This window comes from Streptomyces sp. NPDC057002 (assembly GCF_042673825.1).
GTDB lineage: Bacteria > Actinomycetota > Actinomycetes > Streptomycetales > Streptomycetaceae > Streptomyces.
On the sequence record NZ_JBHURZ010000002.1, the window covers coordinates 332,608 to 354,978 of the forward strand.

At 69.2% G+C, this 22,371-nt stretch carries 16 protein-coding genes and 1 pseudogene; 4 read left to right on the top strand and 13 right to left on the bottom strand.

The window, feature by feature from the left end:
- From ACFT32_RS09680 to ACFT32_RS09735, 12 genes are all read right to left on the bottom strand, one after another.
- Positions 1-1,665: an alpha/beta hydrolase gene (locus ACFT32_RS09680; RefSeq protein ID WP_382487667.1), complete on the bottom strand. Its 1,665-nt coding sequence runs from the start codon at positions 1,663-1,665 to the stop codon at positions 1-3.
- Positions 1,666-1,838: 173 nt separating this feature from the next.
- Positions 1,839-2,234, bottom strand: a complete 396-nt coding sequence (locus ACFT32_RS09685) for a zinc-binding dehydrogenase (protein ID WP_382487668.1) — start codon at positions 2,232-2,234, stop codon at positions 1,839-1,841.
- A 312-nt stretch (positions 2,235-2,546) separates the two neighbouring features.
- On the bottom strand, positions 2,547-3,155 hold the full coding sequence (locus tag ACFT32_RS09690; protein WP_382488839.1) for a TetR family transcriptional regulator: 609 nt from the start codon (positions 3,153-3,155) through the stop codon (positions 2,547-2,549).
- Between the two features lie 29 nt (positions 3,156-3,184).
- The gene (locus tag ACFT32_RS09695) at positions 3,185-4,576 is read right to left on the bottom strand and encodes an LLM class flavin-dependent oxidoreductase (protein WP_382487670.1); all 1,392 of its coding nucleotides are present in this window, start codon (positions 4,574-4,576) and stop codon (positions 3,185-3,187) included.
- A complete protein-coding gene (locus tag ACFT32_RS09700; protein ID WP_382487672.1) occupies positions 4,573-6,279 on the bottom strand; it encodes a dipeptide ABC transporter ATP-binding protein in 1,707 nt (568 codons plus the stop codon). The genes ACFT32_RS09695 and ACFT32_RS09700 overlap by 4 nt, the downstream gene beginning before the upstream one ends.
- The gene (locus ACFT32_RS09705) at positions 6,279-7,127 is read right to left on the bottom strand and encodes an ABC transporter permease (protein WP_382487674.1); all 849 of its coding nucleotides are present in this window, start codon (positions 7,125-7,127) and stop codon (positions 6,279-6,281) included. Before ACFT32_RS09705 ends, ACFT32_RS09700 begins: the two co-directional genes overlap by 1 nt.
- Positions 7,128-7,129: 2 nt before the next feature.
- Entirely contained in the window at positions 7,130-8,083 is a 954-nt protein-coding gene (locus ACFT32_RS09710; RefSeq protein WP_382487675.1) for an ABC transporter permease, read from the bottom strand.
- Entirely contained in the window at positions 8,080-9,711 is a 1,632-nt protein-coding gene (locus ACFT32_RS09715; RefSeq protein ID WP_382487677.1) for an ABC transporter substrate-binding protein, read from the bottom strand. The genes ACFT32_RS09710 and ACFT32_RS09715 overlap by 4 nt, the downstream gene beginning before the upstream one ends.
- Before the next feature lie 14 nt (positions 9,712-9,725).
- A complete protein-coding gene (locus ACFT32_RS09720; RefSeq protein WP_382487679.1) occupies positions 9,726-10,922 on the bottom strand; it encodes an acyl-CoA dehydrogenase family protein in 1,197 nt (398 codons plus the stop codon).
- 167 nt (positions 10,923-11,089) lie between these two features.
- A complete protein-coding gene (locus ACFT32_RS09725) occupies positions 11,090-11,185 on the bottom strand; it encodes a putative leader peptide (RefSeq protein ID WP_382487681.1) in 96 nt (31 codons plus the stop codon).
- Between the two features lie 105 nt (positions 11,186-11,290).
- Entirely contained in the window at positions 11,291-13,822 is a 2,532-nt protein-coding gene (locus ACFT32_RS09730; RefSeq protein WP_382487683.1) for a hypothetical protein, read from the bottom strand.
- A 240-nt stretch (positions 13,823-14,062) separates the two neighbouring features.
- On the bottom strand, positions 14,063-14,959 hold the full coding sequence (locus tag ACFT32_RS09735; RefSeq protein WP_382487685.1) for a helix-turn-helix domain-containing protein: 897 nt from the start codon (positions 14,957-14,959) through the stop codon (positions 14,063-14,065).
- A 110-nt stretch (positions 14,960-15,069) separates the two neighbouring features.
- Between ACFT32_RS09735 and ACFT32_RS09740 the strand changes: the two genes are divergently transcribed.
- The 4 genes and pseudogenes from ACFT32_RS09740 to ACFT32_RS09755 all read left to right on the top strand — a co-directional run bounded on the left by ACFT32_RS09740 (position 15,070) and on the right by ACFT32_RS09755 (position 21,409).
- Complete coding sequence (locus tag ACFT32_RS09740; RefSeq protein ID WP_382487687.1) at positions 15,070-15,237, top strand: hypothetical protein; 168 nt, start codon at positions 15,070-15,072, stop codon at positions 15,235-15,237.
- Positions 15,238-15,372: 135 nt separating this feature from the next.
- Positions 15,373-15,537: pseudogene (locus tag ACFT32_RS09745) on the top strand (hypothetical protein); the annotation flags it as partial.
- A gap of 45 nt (positions 15,538-15,582) precedes the next feature.
- Complete coding sequence (locus ACFT32_RS09750) at positions 15,583-15,963, top strand: nuclear transport factor 2 family protein (protein WP_382487689.1); 381 nt, start codon at positions 15,583-15,585, stop codon at positions 15,961-15,963.
- 211 nt (positions 15,964-16,174) lie between these two features.
- Positions 16,175-21,409, top strand: coding sequence for a family 43 glycosylhydrolase (locus ACFT32_RS09755; protein WP_382487691.1), 5,235 nt, complete (start codon positions 16,175-16,177; stop codon positions 21,407-21,409).
- Between the two features lie 37 nt (positions 21,410-21,446).
- Here the strand turns inward: ACFT32_RS09755 and ACFT32_RS09760 are convergent, their stop codons facing one another.
- A complete protein-coding gene (locus tag ACFT32_RS09760) occupies positions 21,447-22,346 on the bottom strand; it encodes a TauD/TfdA dioxygenase family protein (RefSeq protein ID WP_382487693.1) in 900 nt (299 codons plus the stop codon).
- Between the last annotated feature and the right edge of the window lie 25 nt (positions 22,347-22,371).

Consider the following 22,371-nt stretch of genomic DNA (forward strand, 5'->3'; position numbering starts at 1 on the left):
TCAGAAACGGTCCGGGGCCCGGTCCGGGAGCGGAGACCCGGGGAGCGCGTCCCGCTTCTGGTTCTTCCGTGCCTCCTCGTTCGAAGCGGCCGTCGCCTCGCAGGACACGTCCTTCGCAGGGAGCTTGCCGGTGAGCAGATAGCGGGTGACCGTGCCGTCCGTGCACGCGTTGCCGTTCGGGTAGACGCCATGGCCCTCGCCGCCGAGGACGGTGACCATCTTCGAGCCCTTCAGGTCGGCGTGCAGGGCCTGGCCGCTGGGCAGCGGGGTCTGCGAGTCCCACTCGTTCTGGACGACCAGGGAGCGGACCTTGTTGTTCACCTCGGTCGCCGGTTCCACGGACCTGTCCCAGAACGCACAGGGCTTGATGCTGGACGCGAAGTCACCGTAGAGCGGGTATCGGCCCTTGTCCTCGATGGCGTCCTGCCGGTAGCTCTCGGGATCGCGGGACCACGCTGCCGAGTTGTCGCCGCACACCACGGCCCAGAAGCTCGCCGTCATGTTGTCGGACGGCACCTCGGCGGCATCGGCGGAGGAGTCCGCCGGCCCAGTCCCGGCGGATCCGGTGCCCTCGGATCGGGTGAACGCCGCGAGCTTCTTCGCGGAGGCGGCCCGGCCGTCCGCTGCCTTCTTCAGTTCCACGATCGCCTCGGTGGCTTCCCGCGGGCTGAAGACCGCCCCGCGCATACCGCTGCGGATGTCGTCACCGGTGGTCGGCTGGCCCTCCACCTCGATGGGCTTCTCGTCGGCCTGCGCGACCAGGCCCCAGAAGGTACGGTCGACCTCCTTCGGGGTGTCACCGAGGCCGTACTTCTCCGAACGCTCGGCGGCCCACTCGGTCCACCGGTCGAACGCGGGCTCGGCGCCCTCCGCCCACCACTGGATCATCCCTCGCCAGGCGCGCGCCGGATCGACCGCGCTGTCCAGCACGAACCGGTCGGCCCGCCCCGGGAAGAGCTGCGTGTAGACGGCGCCCAGATAGGTGCCGTACGAGTAGCCCAGGTACGAGATCTTCTTCTCACCGAGGATCGCCCGGAGCAGATCCATGTCGCGCGCGGTGTTGCGCGTGGTGATGTGCGGCAGTGTGTCGCCGGCCTTCTCCTCGCACTTCTTGGCGACGTCCCGTGCCCAGGAGACGTCCTTGTCGAACGTCTCCTCCTTGTACGGCCGCAGCCAGTTCTCCTCCTCCGGCCGCAGATCGCAGGAGACGGGGCTGCTCCGCCCCACACCGCGTGGGTCGAAGCCGATGAGGTCGTACTTCTGCTGTGCGGACTCGGGGAGCCTCTCCCGCAGTCCCAGCGGCATGTAGAGCCCCGGCCCGCCGGGGCCGCCGGGGTTGGAGAAGAGGACGCCGTGGCGCTTGCCGGGCGCGGTGCTCTTGAGCCGGGATATCGCTAAGTCGATCTGCTTGCCGCCGGGGGCCCGGTAGTCCAGCGGGACTTTGATCGTGGCGCACTCCAACTCCGCCGGAGCGTCGGCTTCGCAGCGCTTCCACTGCGGCTTCTGCTTCACATACCGGTCCAGCGCGCCCTTGGTGGCTGCGGACGAAGAGGCGGTCGACGGAGTGGCGGCCGGAGCGGCGGTCGCCGTCGAGCCGGCGAGCGCGGGAGCCAGCGTTGCCGTGACACTCACGGCCAACAGGGGCGCGAGACGTCGTCTGCGCACGATATCGATCCTTCCGGTCGCATGTTCGGACGGGAAAGATCTTTCCGGAACCTGCCAGACGTGCGGATCACTCGCTGGGGCTGCACTCCCCTCCACCCTGGGGATGACACAACAGCCGCGTGTGGTCCCCGAGTTGTAGGGGGAGTGCAGTGCCGTGTCGTCCGGTGCTTCGCTCAATCCCGGACGTGGACGAGCTTGCCGCGGACGCCGCGGCCCGACAGCTCGACGAGTGCCGCCGGTACATCCTCCAAGGCGATGCCGCGCGCCAGCATCGGATCAAGGCGGTCCTCGGCGGTCAGCTCGAGCAGGTCCGTCAGCATGCCGAACGGCGGTACGGCGCTCAGGTCAGGTCGGCCCGCGATGGCTGCCAGACCGCCTCCGTGCACCAGGAGCCGGAGGTTGGCGGTCGCGGAGTCGGTGCCGATGGTGTCGACCACGGCGTCCAGACCCCGGCCGTCGGTCAACTCCCGTACCCGCGCGGGGATGTCCTCGGTGCGGAAGTCGATGACCGCTTCCGCGCCGAGCGCCTCGACGTGCCCGGCGTTGTGCGCGGCCTCGGTGGCGAACACGCGGGCGCCCGGCCAGGGCGGAAAGCTGCACGGCGAAGCCGCCCACCCCGCCCGCGCCACCGGTGATCAGCACGGTGTCGCCCTTGCCGACACGGAGATGGTGGAGCACCGCCTGGTAGGCGGTCAGCCCGGCCGAGGGCAGTGCGGCGGCCGTCGCGGGTTCCATTCCGTCGGGGACGGGCGCGAGGACCGTGACGTCGGCCAGGCTGTACTCGGCGAAGCCGCCGCGTTCGCGGATGTCGCCGTGGTACGCGACACGTTGCCCCGGGCGCATGTGCGGTGCGGTGCGGTGCGGTGTGAAGCGGTGCGCGGTCAGTGGTCCGCGACGAGTTCCCGCAGGCGCGCGCAGGTCGTGCGGTACGTCTCGGCCAGGGCGGACTCCTTGCCCGGTTCGTATCGCGTCGCCCAGTCGTCGAAGGCCACGCGCAGTGTGACGCTCACTGTCTCGGCCAGAAGACGGGCCCGCGGATCCACCACCTCGCTGCCCGTGGCCGCGGCCAGAAGCCGCAGGAACCGCTCGCACTGTTCGGCCTCCCGCCGCAGGGCCGCGCCGCGCAACGCCTCGTCCTTCATGACCAGACGGCGTACGCGCACCATGCGCCGCACGACGTCGGGCCGGCTCGAGCCGAGTTCGCCGAGTACGCCTGCCACGGCCTCCTCCACGTCGCGCAGCGTCGACGTGCCCGCCACCCGCCCGTCGAGCCGCGCGGTGAGCAGCGCCTCGAAAGCGCGGTTCGGCCCCAGGGCAGCGTCCTCCTTCGTCGCGAAGTACCGGAAGAAGGTGCGTTGCGACATGCCGACCCGCGCGGCGATGCCGTCCACGGTCGTGCCCTCGAACCCGCGCTGCTCGAACAGGTCGAGAGCGGCGTCCTCGATCTCGGACTCCGTGGCCAGCCGGCGCCGCTCCCGAAGGTCTTTCATGTCAGTCACAGACATGACGTTAGCGATGCCTAGCTGTCAGTGACTGACAGAGTCGAAGTCCGGCGGTGGCGGGCCGCCGGGTGGGAGGCGGGCAGGCGGTCGCCGTGGCCGAACAGCTTCTGGCGCAGCGTGCCTTGCTCGTACGCCGTCTTCAGCAGGCCCCGCTTCTGCAGCACCGGCGCCAGGTGGTCGGCGAAGTCCGTGAAGGTGCCGGGGCTGGTGACGTACGCGAGGTTGATCCCGTCGACGCCGGCGGCTCGCCAGCGCTCCAGCTCGTCGGCGATCCGCTCCGGCACCCCGGCGACCGGCCGCGTCCAGGCGCGTGCCCGCAGCACCTCGCCGAACGTCCATGTCCTGTCCGGCGCCCCCTCCACCAGCGAACGCACGAAGCCCTGCACGCCGTTGGTGTCGATCTCGCCGACCGGGGCGTCGAAGTCGACCTGCGACAGGTCGAGTTGCAGCGATCCCGACAGGTGCGCGGCGAATCCCTCGAGGCTCGTGTGTTCCCGGTAGTCGGCGAGCTTGCGCTCCGCCTCTTTCTCGGTGCTGCCCACGATCAGGGTCAGCCCCTGGAAGAAGAGGATGTCGCCGCCGTCCCTGCCGTACGCCACCGCCCGCGCCCGGACGTCCTCCACCTGGGCCCGCGCGCCCTCCGGGGACACGGCCCCGAGGAACACGGCCTCCGCGTTCCGGGCCGCGAACTCCCGTCCCCGCTCGGACGATCCGGCCTGGAAGAGGATCGGCGTGCGCTGCGGGGAAGGCTCCGAGAGGTGAGGGCCGTTCACACGGTAGAAGCGGCCCTCGTGGCGGACGTCGTGGATACGGGCCGGGTCGGCGTAGACGCGTCGCTCGCGGTCACGCAGGACGGCGTTCTCCTCCCAACTCCCCTCCAGGAGCTGGTAGAGCACGTCGGTGTACTCCTCGGCCCGCTCGTACCGCTCGTCGTGGAGCGGAAGCCCGTCCAGGCCGAGTCCCTTCGCCGCCGACTCCAGATACGACGTGACGATGTTCCACGCGACGCGGCCCTTGGTGAGGTGGTCGAGGGTGGAGAGGCGCCGCGCGAAGTTGTACGGGGGTTCCTGGAGGACCGACTGGGTGAAGGCGAGGCCCAGATGTTCGGTGGCGTGGGCGAGGGCGGCGACCAGCAGCGACGGGTCGTTCACCGGGATTTGGAGCCCTTCGCGCACCGCGGTGTCGCGCGAGCCGCGGTAGGTGTCGTACGTCCCGATGACATCGGCGAGGAAGAGCGCGTCGAAGTACCCGCGCTCCAGGGTCCGCGCGAGCTCCGTCCATGTCTCCAGGTCGGTGTACGAGGTCTGGCTCGTGTCGTCGCGCACCCACTGGCCGTGGTTGATGTGCGAGACGCAGTTCATGGCGAAGGCGTTGAAGCGCAGCGGGCGGGGTGCGGAGGCGTCGGTCATCGGGTGGCTCCGGCGGTGGCGGTGGGGTGCGGGTGCACGGCATCCAGCAGGACGCGGGTGTAGGCGTGCTGAGGTGCGGAGAACAGGTCGTCGGCGGGTCCCGACTCCACGACCCGGCCGTCCTTCATCACGAGGACGTCGTCGCTGACATGGCGTACGACGCCGAGATCGTGCGAGATGAACAGGTAGGCCAGTCCGAGGGACTCCTGTAGTTCGGCGAGCAGGTCGAGGACCTGGGCCTGCACGGAGACATCGAGCGCGGACACCGGCTCGTCGAGAACCAGGACGCTCGGGTGCGGGGCCAACGCCCGTGCCAGAGCGGCTCGTTGGCGCTGACCTCCGGAGAGGGAGAGCGGATGCCGGTCGAGGGTGTCCTCGGGGAGGCCGACCTGCGCGGCGAGCTCGGTCACCCGGCGTGCGGCCTCGTCGGCTGTCGCCACCGGGTGTCCGGCGCGCCGCAGTCGTACGGCGTCGATCAGCGAGCGGCGCACGGTCCAGCGCGGGTCGAACGCGGACAGCGCATCCTGGTACACCAGCTGGATGCCGTGCCGACGCGGCCGCCGCTCCCGCTCCGGCAGCTCGCTCCACGGTTCGCCGTGCAGGGTGACCGTGCCGGCGTCGGGGCGGGTCAGGCCGAGCGCGATCCGGGCCGTCGTCGACTTGCCGGACCCCGACTCGCCCACGATGCCCAGAGTGCGGCCCGCCGCGAGCGCGAACGACACGTCGTGCACGGCGTCCCGGCCGCCGAAGGACTTGTGGAGCCGGTCGGCTGTGAGCACGGCCCCGCCGGGCGGGCCTGGGGCGCGGGCGTGTCCGGGCGCCTCTTCGGCCGGACGGCTGCCGTGTACGTCCTCGGGCGACTGCGGATCGGCGGGGGCGGGCCCCGGCATGAGGCGTGTGCCCTTGGGATGGCGGGCGGGGTCCGCGGCCAGCAGGTTCCTCGTGTACGGGTGCCGCGGATCCTCCAGCACGGCGACCGCCTCTCCCTCCTCGACGATCTCGCCGCCGCGCATCACCGCCACCCGGTCCGCGAGCCGTCGTACGACCCCCAGGTCGTGGGTGATGAACAGCAGACCGCGCTCCCGGCTGCGGGCCGCCGCCAGGAGGTCGAGGATCTGGGCCTGCACCGTCGCGTCCAGGGCCGTCGTCGGCTCGTCCGCGATGAGCAGCGGCGGGTCGAGCGCGAGCGCGGCGGCGATCAGGGCGCGCTGGCGCAGCCCGCCGGACAGCTCGTGCGGACGCTGGGCGGCCCGCAGTTCGGGGTCCGGGACGCCGACCTGAGTCATGACGTCGAGGACGCGGGCGCGCCGCGTGGCCCGGTCGCCGTAGCCGTGCAGCCGCAGGGCGTCCTCGATCTCCTTGCCGACCGGGCGCAGTGGGTCGAGCGAGACGAGCGCGTCCTGGAGCACGAACCCGATGCCCCGGCCGCGCACCCGGCGCCACCGCCGCTCACCCCATCCGCGTACGTCCTCGCCCTGCCAGGTCAGCCCGTCCGCCGTCACCCGCGCACCGGCGCCGGTCAGGCCGACCAGGGTGCGGGCCGTGACGCTCTTGCCGGAGCCGGACTCGCCGACCAGGGCGACGGTCTCGCCGCGCCGCACGGTGAGGGAGACACCGCGCACGACCTCGCGGCCGCCGAAGCCCACGGTCAGGTTCCCCGCGGATATCAACGCGTCATCGTTGTCAGGGGCGTTGGAAGCCATCAGCTGCTCCTCACGTCGAGCCACGCCTGCAGACGGCGGCCGAGAACGGTCGTGGACAAGGTGGTCAGGACGATGAACAGGCCCGGGAAGAACGACGTCCACCAGGCGTACTGGAGGAAGGTGCGGCCGTCCGCGAGCATCGCGCCCCACTCGGCAGCGGGCGGCTGCGCGCCGAGGCCGAGGAACGACAGCGACGACGCCCACACCACGGACTGACCGATGCCGAGGGTCGCGAGGGCGGCCAGCGGCCGCAGCACATTGGGCAGGACCGTGCGCCGCACGACGCGGGCGGGGGAGTGCCCGAGGCCGCGTGCCGCCTCGACGTAGCCGGAGCGGACGACGGTGGTGGCCTGGGAGCGGATGAGCCGCGCGTACCCGGCGGCCTCCCCGATCCCGACCGCGATCGCCGCCGTCACCGCGCCCGTGCCGAACACGGCGATGAAGAGCAGCGCCAGCAGCAACCCCGGGAAGGCGAAGAGGACTTCGAGGACGCGGCCGACGGCGAAGTCCACGCGGCGCCCGCCGAGCGCCGAGCCCAGGCCGAGTGTGATGCCGAGGCTCAGGGAGATCGCGGTTGCGCCGAGGCCGATGAGAAGGGACTGCCCCGCGCCGTACACGACGCGCGTGTACACGTCGCGGCCGTTCTGGTCCGTGCCGAACCAGTGCTCGGCGGAGGGGGACCGGAAGAACTCCGCGGGCTTGATCGCGTCCGGGGCGTACGACGTGAGCAGGCCGGGGACGAGCGCGGCGACGACGACCAGGGTCAGGAAGAGGCCGGCGGCGAACAGGCCGGGGCGCACCCGCGACCGGGTGCGAGCCGGGGCCAGGGACGTGGTCAGGGCGGTCACGGTCAGATCTCCCGAGGGGTGCGGACGCGCGGGTCGACCACCGCGTGGAGCAGGTCGACGGCGAGGTTGACGAGGACGTACACCGTGGCGATGAGCAGCACGATCCCGGTGACGAGCGGCAGGTCTCGGGCGATCACGGCGTTCAGGAGCGCCCGGCCGACGCCCTGGCGCGCGAACACCGCTTCCACGACGACCTCGCTGGAGAACAGCGCGCCGACCGCCCAGCCGGACAGGGTGAGCGGCGGCAGCAGCGCGTGGCGCAGGGCACGCCGGGCGCGCACGGCCCCCGCGCTCATGCCGCGCAGCCGCGCCGACGTGATGAACGGCTGGTCGAGTGCGGTGAGGAGCGCGACCCGCGTCACCTGCCCGAGATACCCGGCGAGCGGCACGGCCAGGGTCAGCGCGGGCAGCACCAGGCCGGTGAACCCGGTGCCGCCCGCGACCGGGAACCAGCCCAGACGGAAGGCGAACACATACAGCAGCACGACCCCCAGCCAGAAGTGCGGAAGCCCTGCGGCGACCGTCTCCAGACCCGAGCCGAGGGCCCGCCCGACGGCCCCCTCGCCGGTCGACAGGAGGACCACCGCCGCGCCGATCAGCCACGCGAACAGCAGTGCCAGGGCGGTGAGTCGGAGCGTAGAGGGCAGCTGCTCGGTGATGACCGTCCCCACCGACTCCTTCAAGGAGGTCGACACGCCCAGGTCTCCGGTGAGCAGTCGCCCGAGGTGCTGCGCGTACTGGACGTACAGCGGCTGGTCGAGGCCGTACGCGTGGCGCGTCGCGGCGATCGTCTCCGGCGTCGGATTGGCTCCGGAACCGCCGCCGAGCAGCACGAGCACCGGGTCGCCCGGCACCAGATGCAGCGCGAGGAACGTGACCGTCGCAGCCGCCCACAGGACGAGCGCGGCGCCCGCCACTCGGACCAGGACCCGGCGGTACAAGGGAGGTGTCGTCATCGGGAGCTCACCCACGCGTCGTAGAGGTAGGGCAGGGACAGGGCCGGTTCGAGGACGGCGCCGCGCACCGAGCCGTCATGCGCGGCGAGGCGGGTCGTCTGCGGGTAGAGCGTCAGCTGGTAGGCACCCGCGGAGATCAGCCGCTGCGCCTCGCTGTAGAGCCGTTGCTGCTCGGCCGGGTCGGTAGTCGCCTGAGCGGCCCGGAACAGCTTGTCCAGGGCAGGGTCCTTCGCGTACGTCGCGTTGGAGTGGATGCCGTTCTTCACGGCGTACTCGCTGCCGAAGACGGTGTGCAGCACATCGGGCGTGTTGGTGTTCCAGTAGCCGTCGCGCAGGTCGTACTTCCCCGCCTGATAACGGCTGTTGACGCTCGCGGCGTCCAGACGCAGCAGCTTCAGCTGGAAGCCGGCGTCCTTGGCGGTGGCCTGGATCTGCTCCATCAGGGCCAGCTGGTTCGGGGTGATGTCCGACTTGAGGAGTACCTCGGCGGTGAGGCGTACGCCGTTCCTGACGCGGTAGCCCTCGCTGTCGCGCTTGCGCCAACCCGACTGATCCAACAGGGCGTTGGCCTTGTCCGGGTCGTAGGGCCAGGCGTTCTCGTACGCGTCCGAGTAGTGCGGTGTCACATAGCTGAGCGGGCCGCCCGCCCGTTGGTACTGGCCGAAGAACACGCTCTTGAGGCCGTCGGCGACATCCGCCGAGTACAGGAACGCCTTGCGGACGCGCAGGTCGTCGAAGGGCGCGCGGGAGGTGTTCAGGGCCAGGTTCGTCGGATTGCCCGGGCGGTCGCGCACGACGACCTTCAGACGGTCGTCGTGCTCGGCGGTCCGCTGGTCCTCCGGCGGCAGCGCGTCGATCACGTCGACCTGCCCCGACTGCACGGCCGCGAACCGCGTCGCGGGTTCCGGAATGAACCGCCAGATCACCTTGTCCGCGTACGCCGGACCGGAGTGCTTCGCGTACGGCGGCGGTGAGTTGTAGCGAGGGTTGCGAACGAGGACGACGTCCGACTGCCGGTTCCACTTCCGCACGATGAACGGGCCGGTGCCGACGGGCGCCGCGCAGTTCGCCTCCTTGCCCCGGGCGAGGGCCTTGGGCGACTGGATGCCGAGGAAGGCCTGGGCGAGCATGTTCAGGAACGGCGAGTACGGGCGGTCCAGACGGACGCGCGCCGTGAACTCGTCGACCACGTCGGTCCGCTGGTAGGGAGCGAGATAGCCGCCCGCCGTACCGGACTGGGTGTCGGGGTCGACCATGTGGTCGAAGTTGGCCTTGACGGCCGCCGCGTCGAAACGGGTGCCGTCGGTGAACCGGACATCACGGCGCAGGTGGAAGGTGTAGGTGCGGCCGTCCTTCGCGATGTCCCAGGATGTGGCCAGCCACGGCCGGGCCCTGCCCTTGGCGTCGAGCGCGACGAGCGAGTCCAGGACCTGCTGGGCCACGTACGCCTGCGGCATGTCACCGGCCACATGCGGGTCCAGGCAGGTGGGCTCGCGGTCGGTGGCATAGGTGAGGGTGCCGCCCGGGGCTGGTCGCGCGGTGACGGACGTGACGGCTTTGCCGGTTCCGCAGGCGGTGGCGAGGAGCAGCAGCGGGAGGGCGAGGAGGAGACGGGAGGGCGGTTTCACGGGGACTCCGGGGGTCAGAAGAAGCCGTTGAGCGGAGGAGGGGTGCCGTTGAGCAGCCAGTCGCCGGACACCCGCGACTTGTGCGCGATCGGGTTGTGGGAGGCGACGGTGCGGGCGTTGCGCCAGTGCCGGTCCAGGTGGTGCTCGCGGAGCGTGGCCGACGCCCCGCCGACGTCGTAGAGGCGCTCACCCGCGCTCAACGCGGCCCGGGCGGCGGTCACCTGGGCCTGCGCGACCGTGGCGGCCGCCGCGTGCAGGGCGTCCGGGGCGCCGGTGATGCCGTCGTCGGCGGGGACCGCGAGGGCCGCGTCGATCACGCCGGCGGCGTGCAGCACCACCGTCTCGGCGGCCAGCGCCCCGGCCGCGATGTCACCGACGGCGAGCTGCACCAGCGGATCGTCAACTGCCTTTTCGACCCCCGCGTGTTGCACGGCACGCGCCTTCTCCCGGGCGTACGTCACCGCGTCCGCCAGGGCCGCCTTGGCGATGCCGGCATGCACGGCGGCCAGGAACAGCTGGTAGTACGGGCCCAGATGGGTCCGACGCTGCCGGCCGGTCGCGTCGACGGCCACCTCGTCGTCGTACGCGACCACCTGCCGCAGGCGCGTCGTACCGGAGGCGGTGGTGCGCTGGCCGAGCGCGTCCCAGTCGTCGACCAGCTCGATGCCCTCGCGCGAGCGCGGCAGCACGACCCGGACGCGACGGTCCTCGTCGTCGAGCGCGATCACGACGACGTGGTCGGCGAGGAGCGCGCCGGTCGAGTAGAACTTCGTGCCGTCAACTCGGAACGCCGCGCCGTCCCGTGTAATACGGGTGCGAATCTCGCCGGGGTGGGCGGTGCCGCGCTCGGACGCCGCGTTGCCGAACAGCTGACCGGCGACGACCACGGGATACCAGCGGGCACGCTCGTCCGCGGTGCCCTGGCTGATGAGCAGCTCCACGAAACCGAAGTGCGGGCGCAACGCCTGCGCCACGTTCGAGTCGGCCTCGGCCAGATCGATGACGAGGCGGAACAGGTCGACGAGCGTCCCGCCCGCGCCACCGTGCTCCCGGGGCACCCGCAACGCGCCGAGCCCGCTGTCGCGGACCAAGTCGACGCTCTTGTACGGGAGTTCCCGTGCGGCCTCCAGCGCTGCGGCATCGGCGCGGATGCGGTCGAGGAGCTCGGGCGGTGCCACGGAGAGGGCGTGCGTAGGGACGCGAGAGGGCATGGCGAGGCCTCCGGGGGCGGGGCGCGTGTCGGCGAGCGCGCGGGGGCGGAAGACGGCACGGCGTAGAGCCGCAAACTGAATGGGGAGAGCGCGGAGGCGGGTGCGACCGGGCCTGCGGAGAGGGCGGTGCTCAGCCCCTCGGGCCTGTCAGGAAGGCGACGCGCGACCTACGCGGCGGCGCTGCGACAGACGGCACTCGAGACACGCGACAGATCGACATGACGTCGCTGCGTGAGCTTCTGCCGGTCGAACATGATCGACATTGAACCAGACGGCTGTCATCGCGGTCGAGACGGCTTTCGCGAAGCGGCGATCGGGATTCCCTTCCACGGACCGCCGGCGCGTGGCCAAGCCGGGTCCGTGGAGGACTATCCCTTCGGCTCAGGGAAGCTCTGCACGGCGTTGAGGAACGACCGTTCACCGTCCTGGTTCTTGGGCTCCCCTGCCAGCCAGTCGCGGAGCGTCTGCCACGTTGCCGCATATCCGGACGCCAGATCGTGGAAGGTGGTCGAACTGAGTGAATCTTCACGCGTCGCTGTGGCCTGGCTGAGGAACTGTTGCCATTGGAGACTACGTGAGTGGGGAGCCCGCGATCCCTCCGTATCCTTCATCACTTTCTTCAGCCGTTCATCGATTTTCTTGAAGGTCGGGCGGCCGTCCGGGGCCCCGTCCGCGAGTACGGAAGGAGGGAAACCCGGGGTGCCGCACAGGACCTGATAACTGTTGCCCTGGACCGAGCGTATGAGATCCACGCGGTAGCGCCATCTCCATATGTGGTCAGCGGCGGCGACCTCATGAATCCGTTTCCAGATGTCGCGTTCGACTCGCAGCCACTCGGTCGCCTCATGAATGTCGAAGCCATCCTCCTCGCTCCGTCGGAGCCAGACCTCCTGCATCACCTTGGCGGTTTCCTCAAGGAGTCGGTAGTCGTAGGCCCTCATCTGCTCTATGTTGCTCGGAACAGGTTTCTTGGAGACCTCCGGGGAGGGGTAGGCGGTATCCCTAAACCTCTCGAAAAGGAGGTCATCCTGGAGCTCTGCCAGGTCGGGGTCCTCATTGACCAGCCATGCCTGCTCCACCGACGCGAACCTGCCTTTCGAGACCAGGACCGCTTTCTCCAGAGTCGTGACCGCACGTCGGGCAAACTCCTCCCTGCGGTCTTTGTCGTCGGTCTCTTTCATCATCGCTACGGCATACACGCACGCGCTGTTGTAAAGCGTCAACCAGTCGCGACGGCGCCACACAGAACAAAGGGGGATTCGCCCCCGGGCTCTGTTGATCTTTTTGCGGAGCTTCTTGGCGTCGGTGTGGTGCCTGCACAAGGGGCAGTTTTTGAAGCACTCGGTTGCCCAGGCCCAACGCAGTGGTGCCCACACCTTTCGATTGACCTGGAATGCTCCCCGGGTTACCGGCTGCAGTGGGCCGCGCGCACTTTGGACATAGGAGAAGGGCCAGAAGAGCCGCATCAAACTCCACACCCTCTCGGGCGCATAGAGCCCAGCGATGCGAGCCCATAGGTCATCGGCGGCGAGGCGGTCTGTCTCCTGTGTAGCGGCTCTCTGAAAGAACAGGCGGATCTGATTTCTATCGATCGTATCGCGGCCTTCGTCCCCGGGTCTACGCGTCTGCAACAGCACGGCCTCGATCCATTCTTTGGCCTTTTCTCTGTTGTCGGGGCGCTCCGCTGATTCTGGATACGGTAGGCCGATGTCGGCCAATCGAATGGCCACTGGCCAGTAACGTTCAGCAAGAATCGGCATCAGATCTTCATGGGTGCTTTCGCCGTTCGCGCCGCTGCGCTCGTACCACTGTTGCGCTGTCTTCTCGGAGATTCCCAGGATGATGGTGTTTCGGTAGCGCAGGCCGAGCACGTCGCGGTATTTTCGAGGGTGCCGGAGATAGCGGAATCGGCGCCAGTGCAGGTTCCAGCCGCTTTGCCACAGGCGTTTGTCATACTCGTGCGCGGTCTGTCCGTCGAGAGTGAGAGCCCTTTGGCAGGTATCGAGCGCATCGATGTGCAGGTCCATCTTCTCCTGTACCTCAGCCAACTCCGCTCGTAGGCATGGATTTGCAGGATCGAGCCTGATCGCTTCGTAGTACTGTGCCAAAGCCTCGTGATATTGGCCTGCCCGGCTGAATTCGTTCGCTCTCTGATAGGCCGCGTACAGCGCTGGATTCAGCTCCCGCCCCCACCATTGCCGCCAAGGCGGCTGCCTGCCGGCGCGGGTCACGGGCAACAGCGAGCTGATCACACAGTGTCCGGCTTTGCGGATGACCTCGTCCCAGTCCTTTCCCCATACGGTCAACGCGCGTGAGCCGCCGAAGACAAATGCCATGACGGTGACGGTCATGCCGTAGTGTTCCGGCCCTTCGCCCCGATGCCGGAGCACCCCGCTGACCCGATAGGCCAACTTCGGGCGAAGCCTGCTGAGCAGGCGCGGCAGAACGGCGCCCAGCTTCTTGGGGTCGATCTCGACGTCGCCGAGCAGTTCCAGAAAGCTCGTCGGCGGTGCCTCGGCGGGCAGCGTTGTCGGCGCGTACATGCTGCTCTCGGACAGTTGCCGCCGAAACTCGGCTGTCAGGTCCTCGATGGAGGGTTTGTTCGTCCCCAGAGGCGGTGTCGAGTCAATGAGTTGCTGTACGTCGACGGGGCCCGGCTTGTACGCCAGCCACGCTCGCGTCGCCCTCCAGTAGAAGTAGAGGAGGAGCAGGATGGCGGCGAAGAATCCGAGCCGTTCGCCCAGCGAGAGGCCGCCGCTCTGATCGAAGACCCTGCCGAGGCCGCCGCAGATCTGCGCCACCCATCCGGCGATCCCCTGCACCCACCCCCAAGCCCAGTCCCACGCATTGTCAGTCCAGGCTGGATAACCTTTGCCGGCCCACATCAGCAGACCGATCATCCCGACGGTCCCCAAACCGCTCCACACCCACCACGCCACCCTCCGGGGAGCAGGCAGTGAAGAGGTCAGACCCCCTTCGCTTGCTCCTCGGCGGTTGAACATGACGAATCCACGAGTCGTGTGAATCCCGGTGGTGAAGTTCTTACCCAAGAACCACGGTATCCAAGAACGAGGTTGTAGACAGGGCAACCATTTCGCGCTGCCGAGAGAAAGCAATCGCCCGATTCCATAGGACGCGTTTCACCTCGCGGTGTGCCCGCGGACCGTGTCGCGGAAGGCGATCGGGGTCTGGCCGGTGTGATGGTGGAAGTACTTGCTGAAGTGCGTCGCGCTGGAGAAGCCGAGGCGGTCCGCGATACGGGCGGCGCTCTGGTCGCTGTGGGCGAGGAGGCGCTTGGCCTCCAGGACGACGCGGCGGTCGATGAATTCCTTGGCGCCCAGGCCGGCGGCGGTGAGCGTGGCGCGGGAGAGGGTGCGTGCCGAGTAGCCGAGCGTTTCGGCGTAGTCCTCCACTCGGCGGGTGCGCGCGAAGTCCTTCTCCACGGCATCGCGGAAACGCAGATACGTGGCGTCGGGTTCGGGCGCGGGACCACCGGCGGGCGCGGTGAGGTGCGCCAGCCTCAGGACGAGGACCGCGAGCAGATGGCGCAGTGCCGCGGTGTGGATCTCGAGGGGCAGCTGTCCGAGGGCGTGGAACTCGCTGGCGAGGTGGTCTACGGCCAGTCGCAGAGCCGCTTCGTCGTCGGGCAGGGGGCGTCGCAGGATCGGGCCGTACGGGTCTTCCGTGCGAGCGCCGTGCGTGGTGGCCGGGTCGAGGAAGTCCTGGCGGAACAGGATGAGAGTGCCCTCGGCGTCGGTGAGGTCCCCCCATTGCTGGACCTGTCCGGGTCGTACCCACAGCCAGGAGCCCGGGTCGAGGGCGTAGGCGGTGAAGTCGACGGTGTGGCCCAGGGCCCCGTCGGTGAGGGTGATCAGGTGGTGGAAGTCCGGGCGCTGAGGGGCCGCGAGCCGCTCTGGCGGGACTCGGTGGCGCAGGTCGTCGAGGGACAGCACCTCCACGCCGGCCGGGGTGCCGACGGGCGCGGCGAAGGGGATCTCCGGGATGCCGCGATCGGCATCGTGTCGCTTTTTGACCATGGCGAGTCGTCAGCGTATCCGATCTGCCCTGTTCATGGCCCATAACTTGAAGGTGTCGGCCCGTTCGAAGTGGGGCCGGTGTCGGAAAGCAGTAAGCAAGGAGAACCGTCATGAGCAGCACCAAGAAAACCGTCCTGACCGCAGCCGCCGAGCTGTTCGGAAAGAAGGACCCGAGCGCGGTGGACCGCTGGGTCGCTGCAGCCCGCGGCGCCGACCGGCCGCCGGCTCTCGTGGCCCTGACGCCGACGGCAAGCTCGCCGAGCACTGGGACGCCCTGACCCCGCTGGTCGAGGACACCGCCTCCGGCCGCTCCCAGACCGACGGCCCCACCGAGCCGGCCGACCTGGACAAGACCGAGGCCAACCGCGCACTGGTGAGGGAGTTCGCCGAGAAGGTACAAGACGGTCCACCAGGTCATCGCCGATGGCGACCTCGTACTGCTCCAGTCGGAGGGCGAGTTCGGTGTTCCCGTCGCCTACTACGACCTCTTCCGCGTCCAGGACGGCAAGATCGTGGAGCACTGGGACGTCGTAGCCCCCGTGCCCGCGGAACTCCCGCACTCCAACGGCCTGTTCTGACGCACTCATCGCGCCGCACCCGACGCCCGACCCTACGGAGGAACCATGACGGACCGCGAGAAGAACAAGGCCACGGCCAAAGCCTTCTACCACCTGATGTTCAACCAGTGCCGTCCTGCCGAGGCCATCGACCAGTTCGCCGGAGACACCTACATCCAGCACAACCCGCACGTCGCCGACGGCAAGCAGGCGTTCATCGACTACTTCGAACGCATGGCCGCCGAGTATCCCGGCAAGCGCGTCGAATTCAAGCGCGCCTTTGCCGAAGGCGACCACGTCATCCTGCACTGCCACCAGATCTGGCCCGAAGAGGAGTACGCGGGCATCGACATCTTCCGCTTCGACGCGGGCGGCAAGATCGTCGAGCACTGGGATGTCCTCCAGGTCATCCCGCCCACCTCCAAGAACGACAACACCATGTTCTAGTGCCATCGCGAGAAGGACGGATGTGTTCGGCCTGTCGGACATTGTTCGAAACCTATTGACGCTGCCCTGGGCGTCGGCTGAGACTCTCGCAACACACGTCACCTGCGTGTAACGGCAGGCCCACGGCAAGAGCTTGCCGTCGCTTCGTCGGCTCCTCGTTCTGCGTTCCGCCTTGCCCGTCATCAGCCATGCCTCAGCAGGGAACCTCGACATGACGCACGTCGCTCGATGCGCACTACTTCGCAGCCGCGCGAGACGTTGGGCGGGCCATCTCGCCGGACTGACCGCCGCGTCGATGCTGCTCACCCTCGCCGGACCCACCGCTTCCGCCCAAGCGGAACCGGCGGGACGGGCGGCACCGGCGGCCGAAGCCGCGGACATCACCGACGGCCTGGCCCTGTGGTACAAGCTGGACGCAGGGTCAGGCGGCACCGTGACCGACGCCTCCGGCAACGGCCGGAACGGCACGGTCAGCGGCACCGCCGACTGGTCGGCAGCCGGCCAGGGGCTCGCCTTCAACGGGTCCGACACCTACATCAAGGTGCCGGACGACGTCATGAAGGGCATGGACTCGATCACCGTCTCCATGGACGTACTGATCGACTCCGCCCAGAGCACGCCCTACTTCCTCTACGGCTTCGGCAACACCAGCGCGGGCAGCGGCAACGGCTACCTGTTCACCACAGGCAACTCCTTCCGCACCTCCGTCGCGACGGGCAACTGGTCGACCGAGCAGACCACCAAGCCGTCCGACTCCCACAACCTGACCCGCGGCGTGTGGAAGCACATCACCTACGCCCAGACCGGCTCCACGGGCGTGCTCTACGAGGACGGCGTCGAGGCCGGCCGCAACACCTCGGTCACTACCACGCCCGGCGCCATCGGCTCCGGCACCACCAAGGCCAACTACATCGGCAAGTCCGTCTACGACGGCGACAAGCTCTTCAAGGGCCGGATACGCGACTTCCGTGTGTACGACAGGGCACTGGACGGCTCGGAGGTCGAGCAGCTCTCCCTCCCCGTCGCCACACAGGGCGTCGCCGACGACAAGGACGCCCTCAGCCTCGGTGACACCAGCGGCGTCACCTCCGACCTGGACCTGCCGAAGACCGGCCCGGCCGGTGGCTCCTCCATCAGCTGGGACAGCGACAACCCGTCCGTGGTGTCGGACACCGGCAAGGTGACCCGCCCCGAGGCCGGTTCACCGGACGGCCGCGCCACGCTCACGGCGACCCTGAACAAGGGCACCGTGACCGGCACCAAGACCTTCGACATCACGGTCCGGCCCGCGCTCGACGACGACGCCGCCGCCCGCGAGGCCGCCGAGGCGCTCACGGTCCACAACCTCGACGACGCGCGCGGCAACCTCACTCTGCCCGAGAGCGGCAAGTACGGCACGGCCGTCACCTGGTCCTCCGCGAAGCCGGACGTCGTCTCCGCCGGCGGCGAGGTCCACCGTCCCGCGCACGGCGACGGCGCCACCACCGTCGAGCTGACCGCCACCGTCACCAAGGGCGAGGCCAAGGCCACGCGCGTCATGACGGCCAAGGTGCCCGAACTGCCCGCCGAGGCGGCCCTCAAGGGCTATATGTTCAGCTACTTCACCGGCGAAGGCACCTCGGACGGCGAACAGCTCTACGCCGCCCTCAGCAAGGGCAACGACCCGCTGCACTGGCGCGAACTGAACGACGGCAAGCCGGTCCTCACCTCCACGCTCGGCGAGAAGGGCCTGCGCGACCCGTTCATCATCCGCTCCCCGGAGGGCGACAAGTTCTACCAGATCGCCACCGACCTCAGGATCTACGGCAACGGCGACTGGGACGCCTCCCAGCGCACCGGCAGCAAGTCCATCATGGTCTGGGAGTCCACCGACCTGGTGCACTGGACGAACCAGCGCCTGGTCAAGGTCTCACCCGACAGCGCCGGCAACACCTGGGCACCGGAGGCGTTCTACGACGCCGAGCGCGGCGAGTACGTCGTCTTCTGGGCGTCGAAGCTGTACGACAACGCCGACCACTCCGGCGACACGTACAACCGTATGATGTACGCCACCACCCGCGACTTCCACACCTTCAGCGAACCCAAGGTCTGGATCGACCGCGGCTACTCGGTCATCGACTCCACGATGATCCGGCACGACGGCACGTACTACCGCCTGTCCAAGGACGAGCGGAACAACACCTCCTCCACCCCCAACAGCAAGTTCATCTTCGAGGAGAAGAGCGACTCCATCCTGAACCCGTCCTGGACCCCGGTCGCCGAGGGCATCGGCAAGGGCGCGATGAACGCCGCCGAAGGACCGCTGGTGTTCAAGTCCAACACCGAGGAGAAGTGGTACGCGTTCCTCGACGAGTTCGGTGGCCGCGGCTACATCCCCTTCGAGACGACCGACCTCGACTCCGGCACCTGGACCCCCTCCACCGGCTACGACCTGCCCGCCAAGCCCCGGCACGGCACCGTGCTGCCCGTCACCCAGGCCGAGTACGACCGGCTGCTGCGCGCCTACCAGCCGGACCAGATCGTGAAGAGCGTCGAGGACGTGTCGGTCAAAACCCGGGTCGGCGACGCCCCGGTCCTGCCGGCCACGGTGATCGCCGAGTACGCCGACGGCGTCAAGCGCCCCGTCGCGGTCACCTGGGAGGACGTACCGGCGTCGAAGTACGCCCAGGCCGGCACCTTCACCGTGACCGGCAGCCTGCCGGACGGCGCCGCCATCCCCGTCCGGGCCGAGGTCACCGTGTCCGAGGAGGGGCCGGACGTCCCCGCCGATCTGCTCCTGCACTACGACTTCGATGAGACGAGCGGCAGCATCGCCCGTGACTCCAGCGGGCACGGCTACCACGGCACCTACGTCCGCACGCCCGACTTCGGCACCGGTGTCGACGGCGGCTCGTTCAAGATGTCCGGCGACTCGTCGAGCTCGCCGTACGTGAGGATCCCGAACGGTGTGCTGAAGAACGCCGACAGCGTGACGGTGTCGACGTACGCCAAGTGGAAGGGCGGCAGCAGCTTCCAGTGGCTGTTCGGGCTCGGGCCCGACAGTGACAAGTACCTGTTCGCCACCCCGTCCAACGGCGGCTCCAGCCTCTACTCGGCCATCACCAAGGCGAGTTGGTCGGCGGAGTCGAAGCTGACGGCGGGCTCGCAGCTCACGCCCGGCCAGTGGCGGCACGTGACGGTGACGCTGGACGGCTCCACCGGCACGATGGTCCTCTACGCCGACGGTGTCGAGGCGGCCCGCACCACGACCACCATCAAGCCGTCGGAGCTGTACGACGCGGCCAAGGACCACAGCGGCTACATCGGGCGCTCCCTGTACTCGGCAGACCCCTACTTCGGCGGCGAGGTCGACGACTTCCGCCTCTACGACCGTGCCCTCAGCGGCGCCGAGGTCATGGAACTCAGCGGCAACACGGCGGGCATCGCCAAGGCGACGCACCCGGCGCTCAAGGTCGACGCGATCGTCGACAACGCCGAAGGAACGATCACCCTGCCGATGAAGGCGGGCACCGATCTCACCGCGCTGGCGCCGGAGTTCACGCTCGCCGAGGGCGCGACGATCAGCCCCGCCTCCGGCAGCGTGCGTGACTTCACCCGGCCGGTGACGTACGAGGTCACGGGGTCGGACGGCAAGAAACGCACCTGGAAGGTCTCGGCGCTGATCATGAAGACCCCGGTCCTGCCGGGTCTGAACGCCGACCCGAACATCGAGCGCTTCGGCGACACCTTCTACATCTACCCGACGACCGACGGCTTCGAGGGCTGGAGCGGCACACAGTTCAAGGCCTACTCCTCCACGGACCTGGTCCACTGGAAGGACCACGGCATCATCCTCGACCTTGGGCCGGACGTCAGCTGGGCCGACAGCCGGGCCTGGGCGCCGGCGATGACCGAGAAGGACGGGAAGTACTACTTCTACTTCTGCGCCGACGCGAACATCGGCGTCGCGGTGTCCCACTCGCCCACCGGGCCGTTCAAGGACGCCCTGGGCAAGCCCCTGCTGAAGGCCGGGGACTTCCGCGGCCAGATGATCGACCCGGCGGTCTTCACCGACGACGACGGCAAGAAATACCTCTACTGGGGCAACGGCCGCGCCTACGTCGTCCCGCTGGGCGACGACATGACCTCCATCGACACCTCACAGGTCAAGGACATCACCCCCAGCGGCTACAACGAGGGCACCTTCGTCATCAAGCGCAAGGGCACCTACTACTTCATGTGGTCGGAGAACGACACCCGGGACGAGAACTACCGCGTCGCCTACGCGACCGGCCCCTCGCCCACCGGCCCGTGGACCAAGCAGGGCGTGATCCTGGAGAAGGACCTGTCCCTGGGCATCAAGGGCCCGGGCCACCACTCCGTCGTCCACGTCCCGAACACCGACGACTGGTACATCGCCTACCACCGCTTCGCCATCCCCGGCGGTGACGGCACCCACCGCGAAACCACCATCGACAAGCTGGAGTTCGACTCCGACGGCCTGATCAAGAAGGTCGTCCCGACCCTCGGGGGCATCGACCCGGTCACCGTCGTCCACGCCGGGCCGGACGCCACCGGTACCGAGGGCGAGGCGATCACACTCGCCGGCACCGTCTCCGGGGCCGGCGCCCCCAAGTGGACGGTGCAGGACGGTGCCCCGTGCGCCGTCAAGGACCCGGCGGCGGCCCGAACGACCCTCACCTGCACAGACAACGGCACCTTTCAGATCACCCTGACCGGCGGACGCGGCACCGACACGGCGACCGTCAAGGTCTCCAACGCCGACCCGACGATCACCTCGGCCAAGGGCCCCGGCTCGCCCCTCCCGGCGGGCAAAACCGCCGTGGTCACGGCCTCCTTCGACGACCCGGGCACGGCCGACCGCCACACCTGCACGGTCGACTGGAAGGACGGCAGCCGGCCGACGACCGGCACGGTCACCGGCTCCGGCTGCCGCGCCTCACACGTCTACGACGACGCGGGCATCCACCGACCTGTCGTCACGGTCACCGACGACGAGGGCACGGACAGCACCACACTCGCGGAGCTGATCGTCTACGACCGTGCCGCCGGGCCCGCTGCCGGTGCTGGCACGATCACTTCTCCCGCCGGTGCCTACCCGGCCAGGCCTGGGCTGACCGGAAAGGCGGCGTTCACCCTGGGCGCCGAGTACCGGAAGGGAGCCACCGTTCCCACCGGCAAGGCCACATTCGTCTTCGGCCCGGCCCGACTCACCTTCCGCTCGACCGGCTCCGACTGGCTCGTGGTGCACGACTCCCAGGCCGTCTACCAGGGCACCGGCACGGTGGGCGGCAAGGGCGGCTACGCCTTCAGGATCACCGCCACCGACGGCCCGGACACCTTCCGCATCAAGATCTGGAAGATGTCCACCGGCGATGTCCTCTACGACAACAGGACCGGCGCCAGATCGAAGGGCATCGTCACCATCGGAAACCAGCGGCGTTAGGGGCGCCCTGAAGGATCAGACGTTTCGGCACTCACCTTCAGGCCACCGTGGGTGTGTAGTGGGAGGCGTCGTCTCCCTCGACGACGTGGCTGAGGGTGCCGTCGACGCCGGCGGGGACGTCGCCGGCGACGGTGACGCGGTGGAGGAGGCGGGGGAGGTCGCCGTAGTCGTCGGGGGCGTAGTGCTGGGTGATGCGGTTGTCGAAGAGGACCAGGTCGCCGGGTGTCCAAGTGACGCGCACGATGTTCTCCGGGCGGGTGACGTACGCCTGGAAGAGGCGCAGCAGGTCGCGGGAGTCGGAGGGGCCGAGGCCGACGATGCTGTGGGCGAAGCCGCCGATGAACAGGCCGCGTTCGCCGGTTTCCGGGTGGACGCGGACGACCGGGTGGGCGGTGCGGTACTTGCGGGAGACGAACCGCTTGCGGTGTTCGGCGGCCTTCTCGCTCTTCGGGGCGGCGTAGTCGTAGTCGTTGGTGTGGACGGCCCACAGCTTGTCGGCCAGCTCGCGCAGGGGCTCGGGCAGGTCCCGGTAGGCGGCGGCCGAGTTGGCGATGAGGGTGTTGCCGCCGTAAGGCGGGACGACGATGCTGCGCAGCGTGGAGGCCTTGGGCGGGGTGCGGACGAAGGTGACGTCCGTGTGCCACCGGTTGGCGCGGATGCCTTCGTCGCCGTCGACGGGCAGGATCTGGGGCCGGCCTTCGACGGAGGGCACGGTGGGATGCGCGGTGGTCAGCTCGCCGAAGAGCGAGGCGAAGCGGAGCTGGCCCGCGTCGTCGAGGTTCTGGTCGCGGAAGACGAGTGCCTTGTGCTCCAGGAGGGCGGAGTTGATCTCGGTGACGAGGGTGGGGTCGAGGTCGCCGGAGAGGTCCACGCCGTGGATCTCGGCGCCGATGCGGCCGCCGATCCTGCGGATGTCGAAGCCGGTGCTGGTGGTCATGGGCGGGTGTTCCTTTCGGGAAGTG

What these genes read in the sequence shown, in the direction of transcription:
- ACFT32_RS09710 (WP_382487675.1), bottom strand. Translation starts at nt 8,083, where the DNA reads ATGACGACACCTCCCTTGTACCGCCGGGTCCTGGTCCGAGTGGCGGGC.
- ACFT32_RS09755 (WP_382487691.1), top strand. Translation starts at nt 16,175, where the DNA reads ATGACGCACGTCGCTCGATGCGCACTACTTCGCAGCCGCGCGAGACGT.
- ACFT32_RS09720 (WP_382487679.1), bottom strand. Translation starts at nt 10,922, where the DNA reads ATGCCCTCTCGCGTCCCTACGCACGCCCTCTCCGTGGCACCGCCCGAG.
- ACFT32_RS09750 (WP_382487689.1), top strand. Translation starts at nt 15,583, where the DNA reads ATGACGGACCGCGAGAAGAACAAGGCCACGGCCAAAGCCTTCTACCAC.
- ACFT32_RS09700 (WP_382487672.1), bottom strand. Translation starts at nt 6,279, where the DNA reads ATGGCTTCCAACGCCCCTGACAACGATGACGCGTTGATATCCGCGGGG.
- ACFT32_RS09760 (WP_382487693.1), bottom strand. Translation starts at nt 22,346, where the DNA reads ATGACCACCAGCACCGGCTTCGACATCCGCAGGATCGGCGGCCGCATC.
- ACFT32_RS09695 (WP_382487670.1), bottom strand. Translation starts at nt 4,576, where the DNA reads ATGACCGACGCCTCCGCACCCCGCCCGCTGCGCTTCAACGCCTTCGCC.
- ACFT32_RS09735 (WP_382487685.1), bottom strand. Translation starts at nt 14,959, where the DNA reads ATGGTCAAAAAGCGACACGATGCCGATCGCGGCATCCCGGAGATCCCC.
- ACFT32_RS09690 (WP_382488839.1), bottom strand. Translation starts at nt 3,155, where the DNA reads ATGAAAGACCTTCGGGAGCGGCGCCGGCTGGCCACGGAGTCCGAGATC.
- ACFT32_RS09740 (WP_382487687.1), top strand. Translation starts at nt 15,070, where the DNA reads ATGAGCAGCACCAAGAAAACCGTCCTGACCGCAGCCGCCGAGCTGTTC.
- ACFT32_RS09730 (WP_382487683.1), bottom strand. Translation starts at nt 13,822, where the DNA reads ATGATCGGTCTGCTGATGTGGGCCGGCAAAGGTTATCCAGCCTGGACT.
- ACFT32_RS09725 (WP_382487681.1), bottom strand. Translation starts at nt 11,185, where the DNA reads ATGTCGATCATGTTCGACCGGCAGAAGCTCACGCAGCGACGTCATGTC.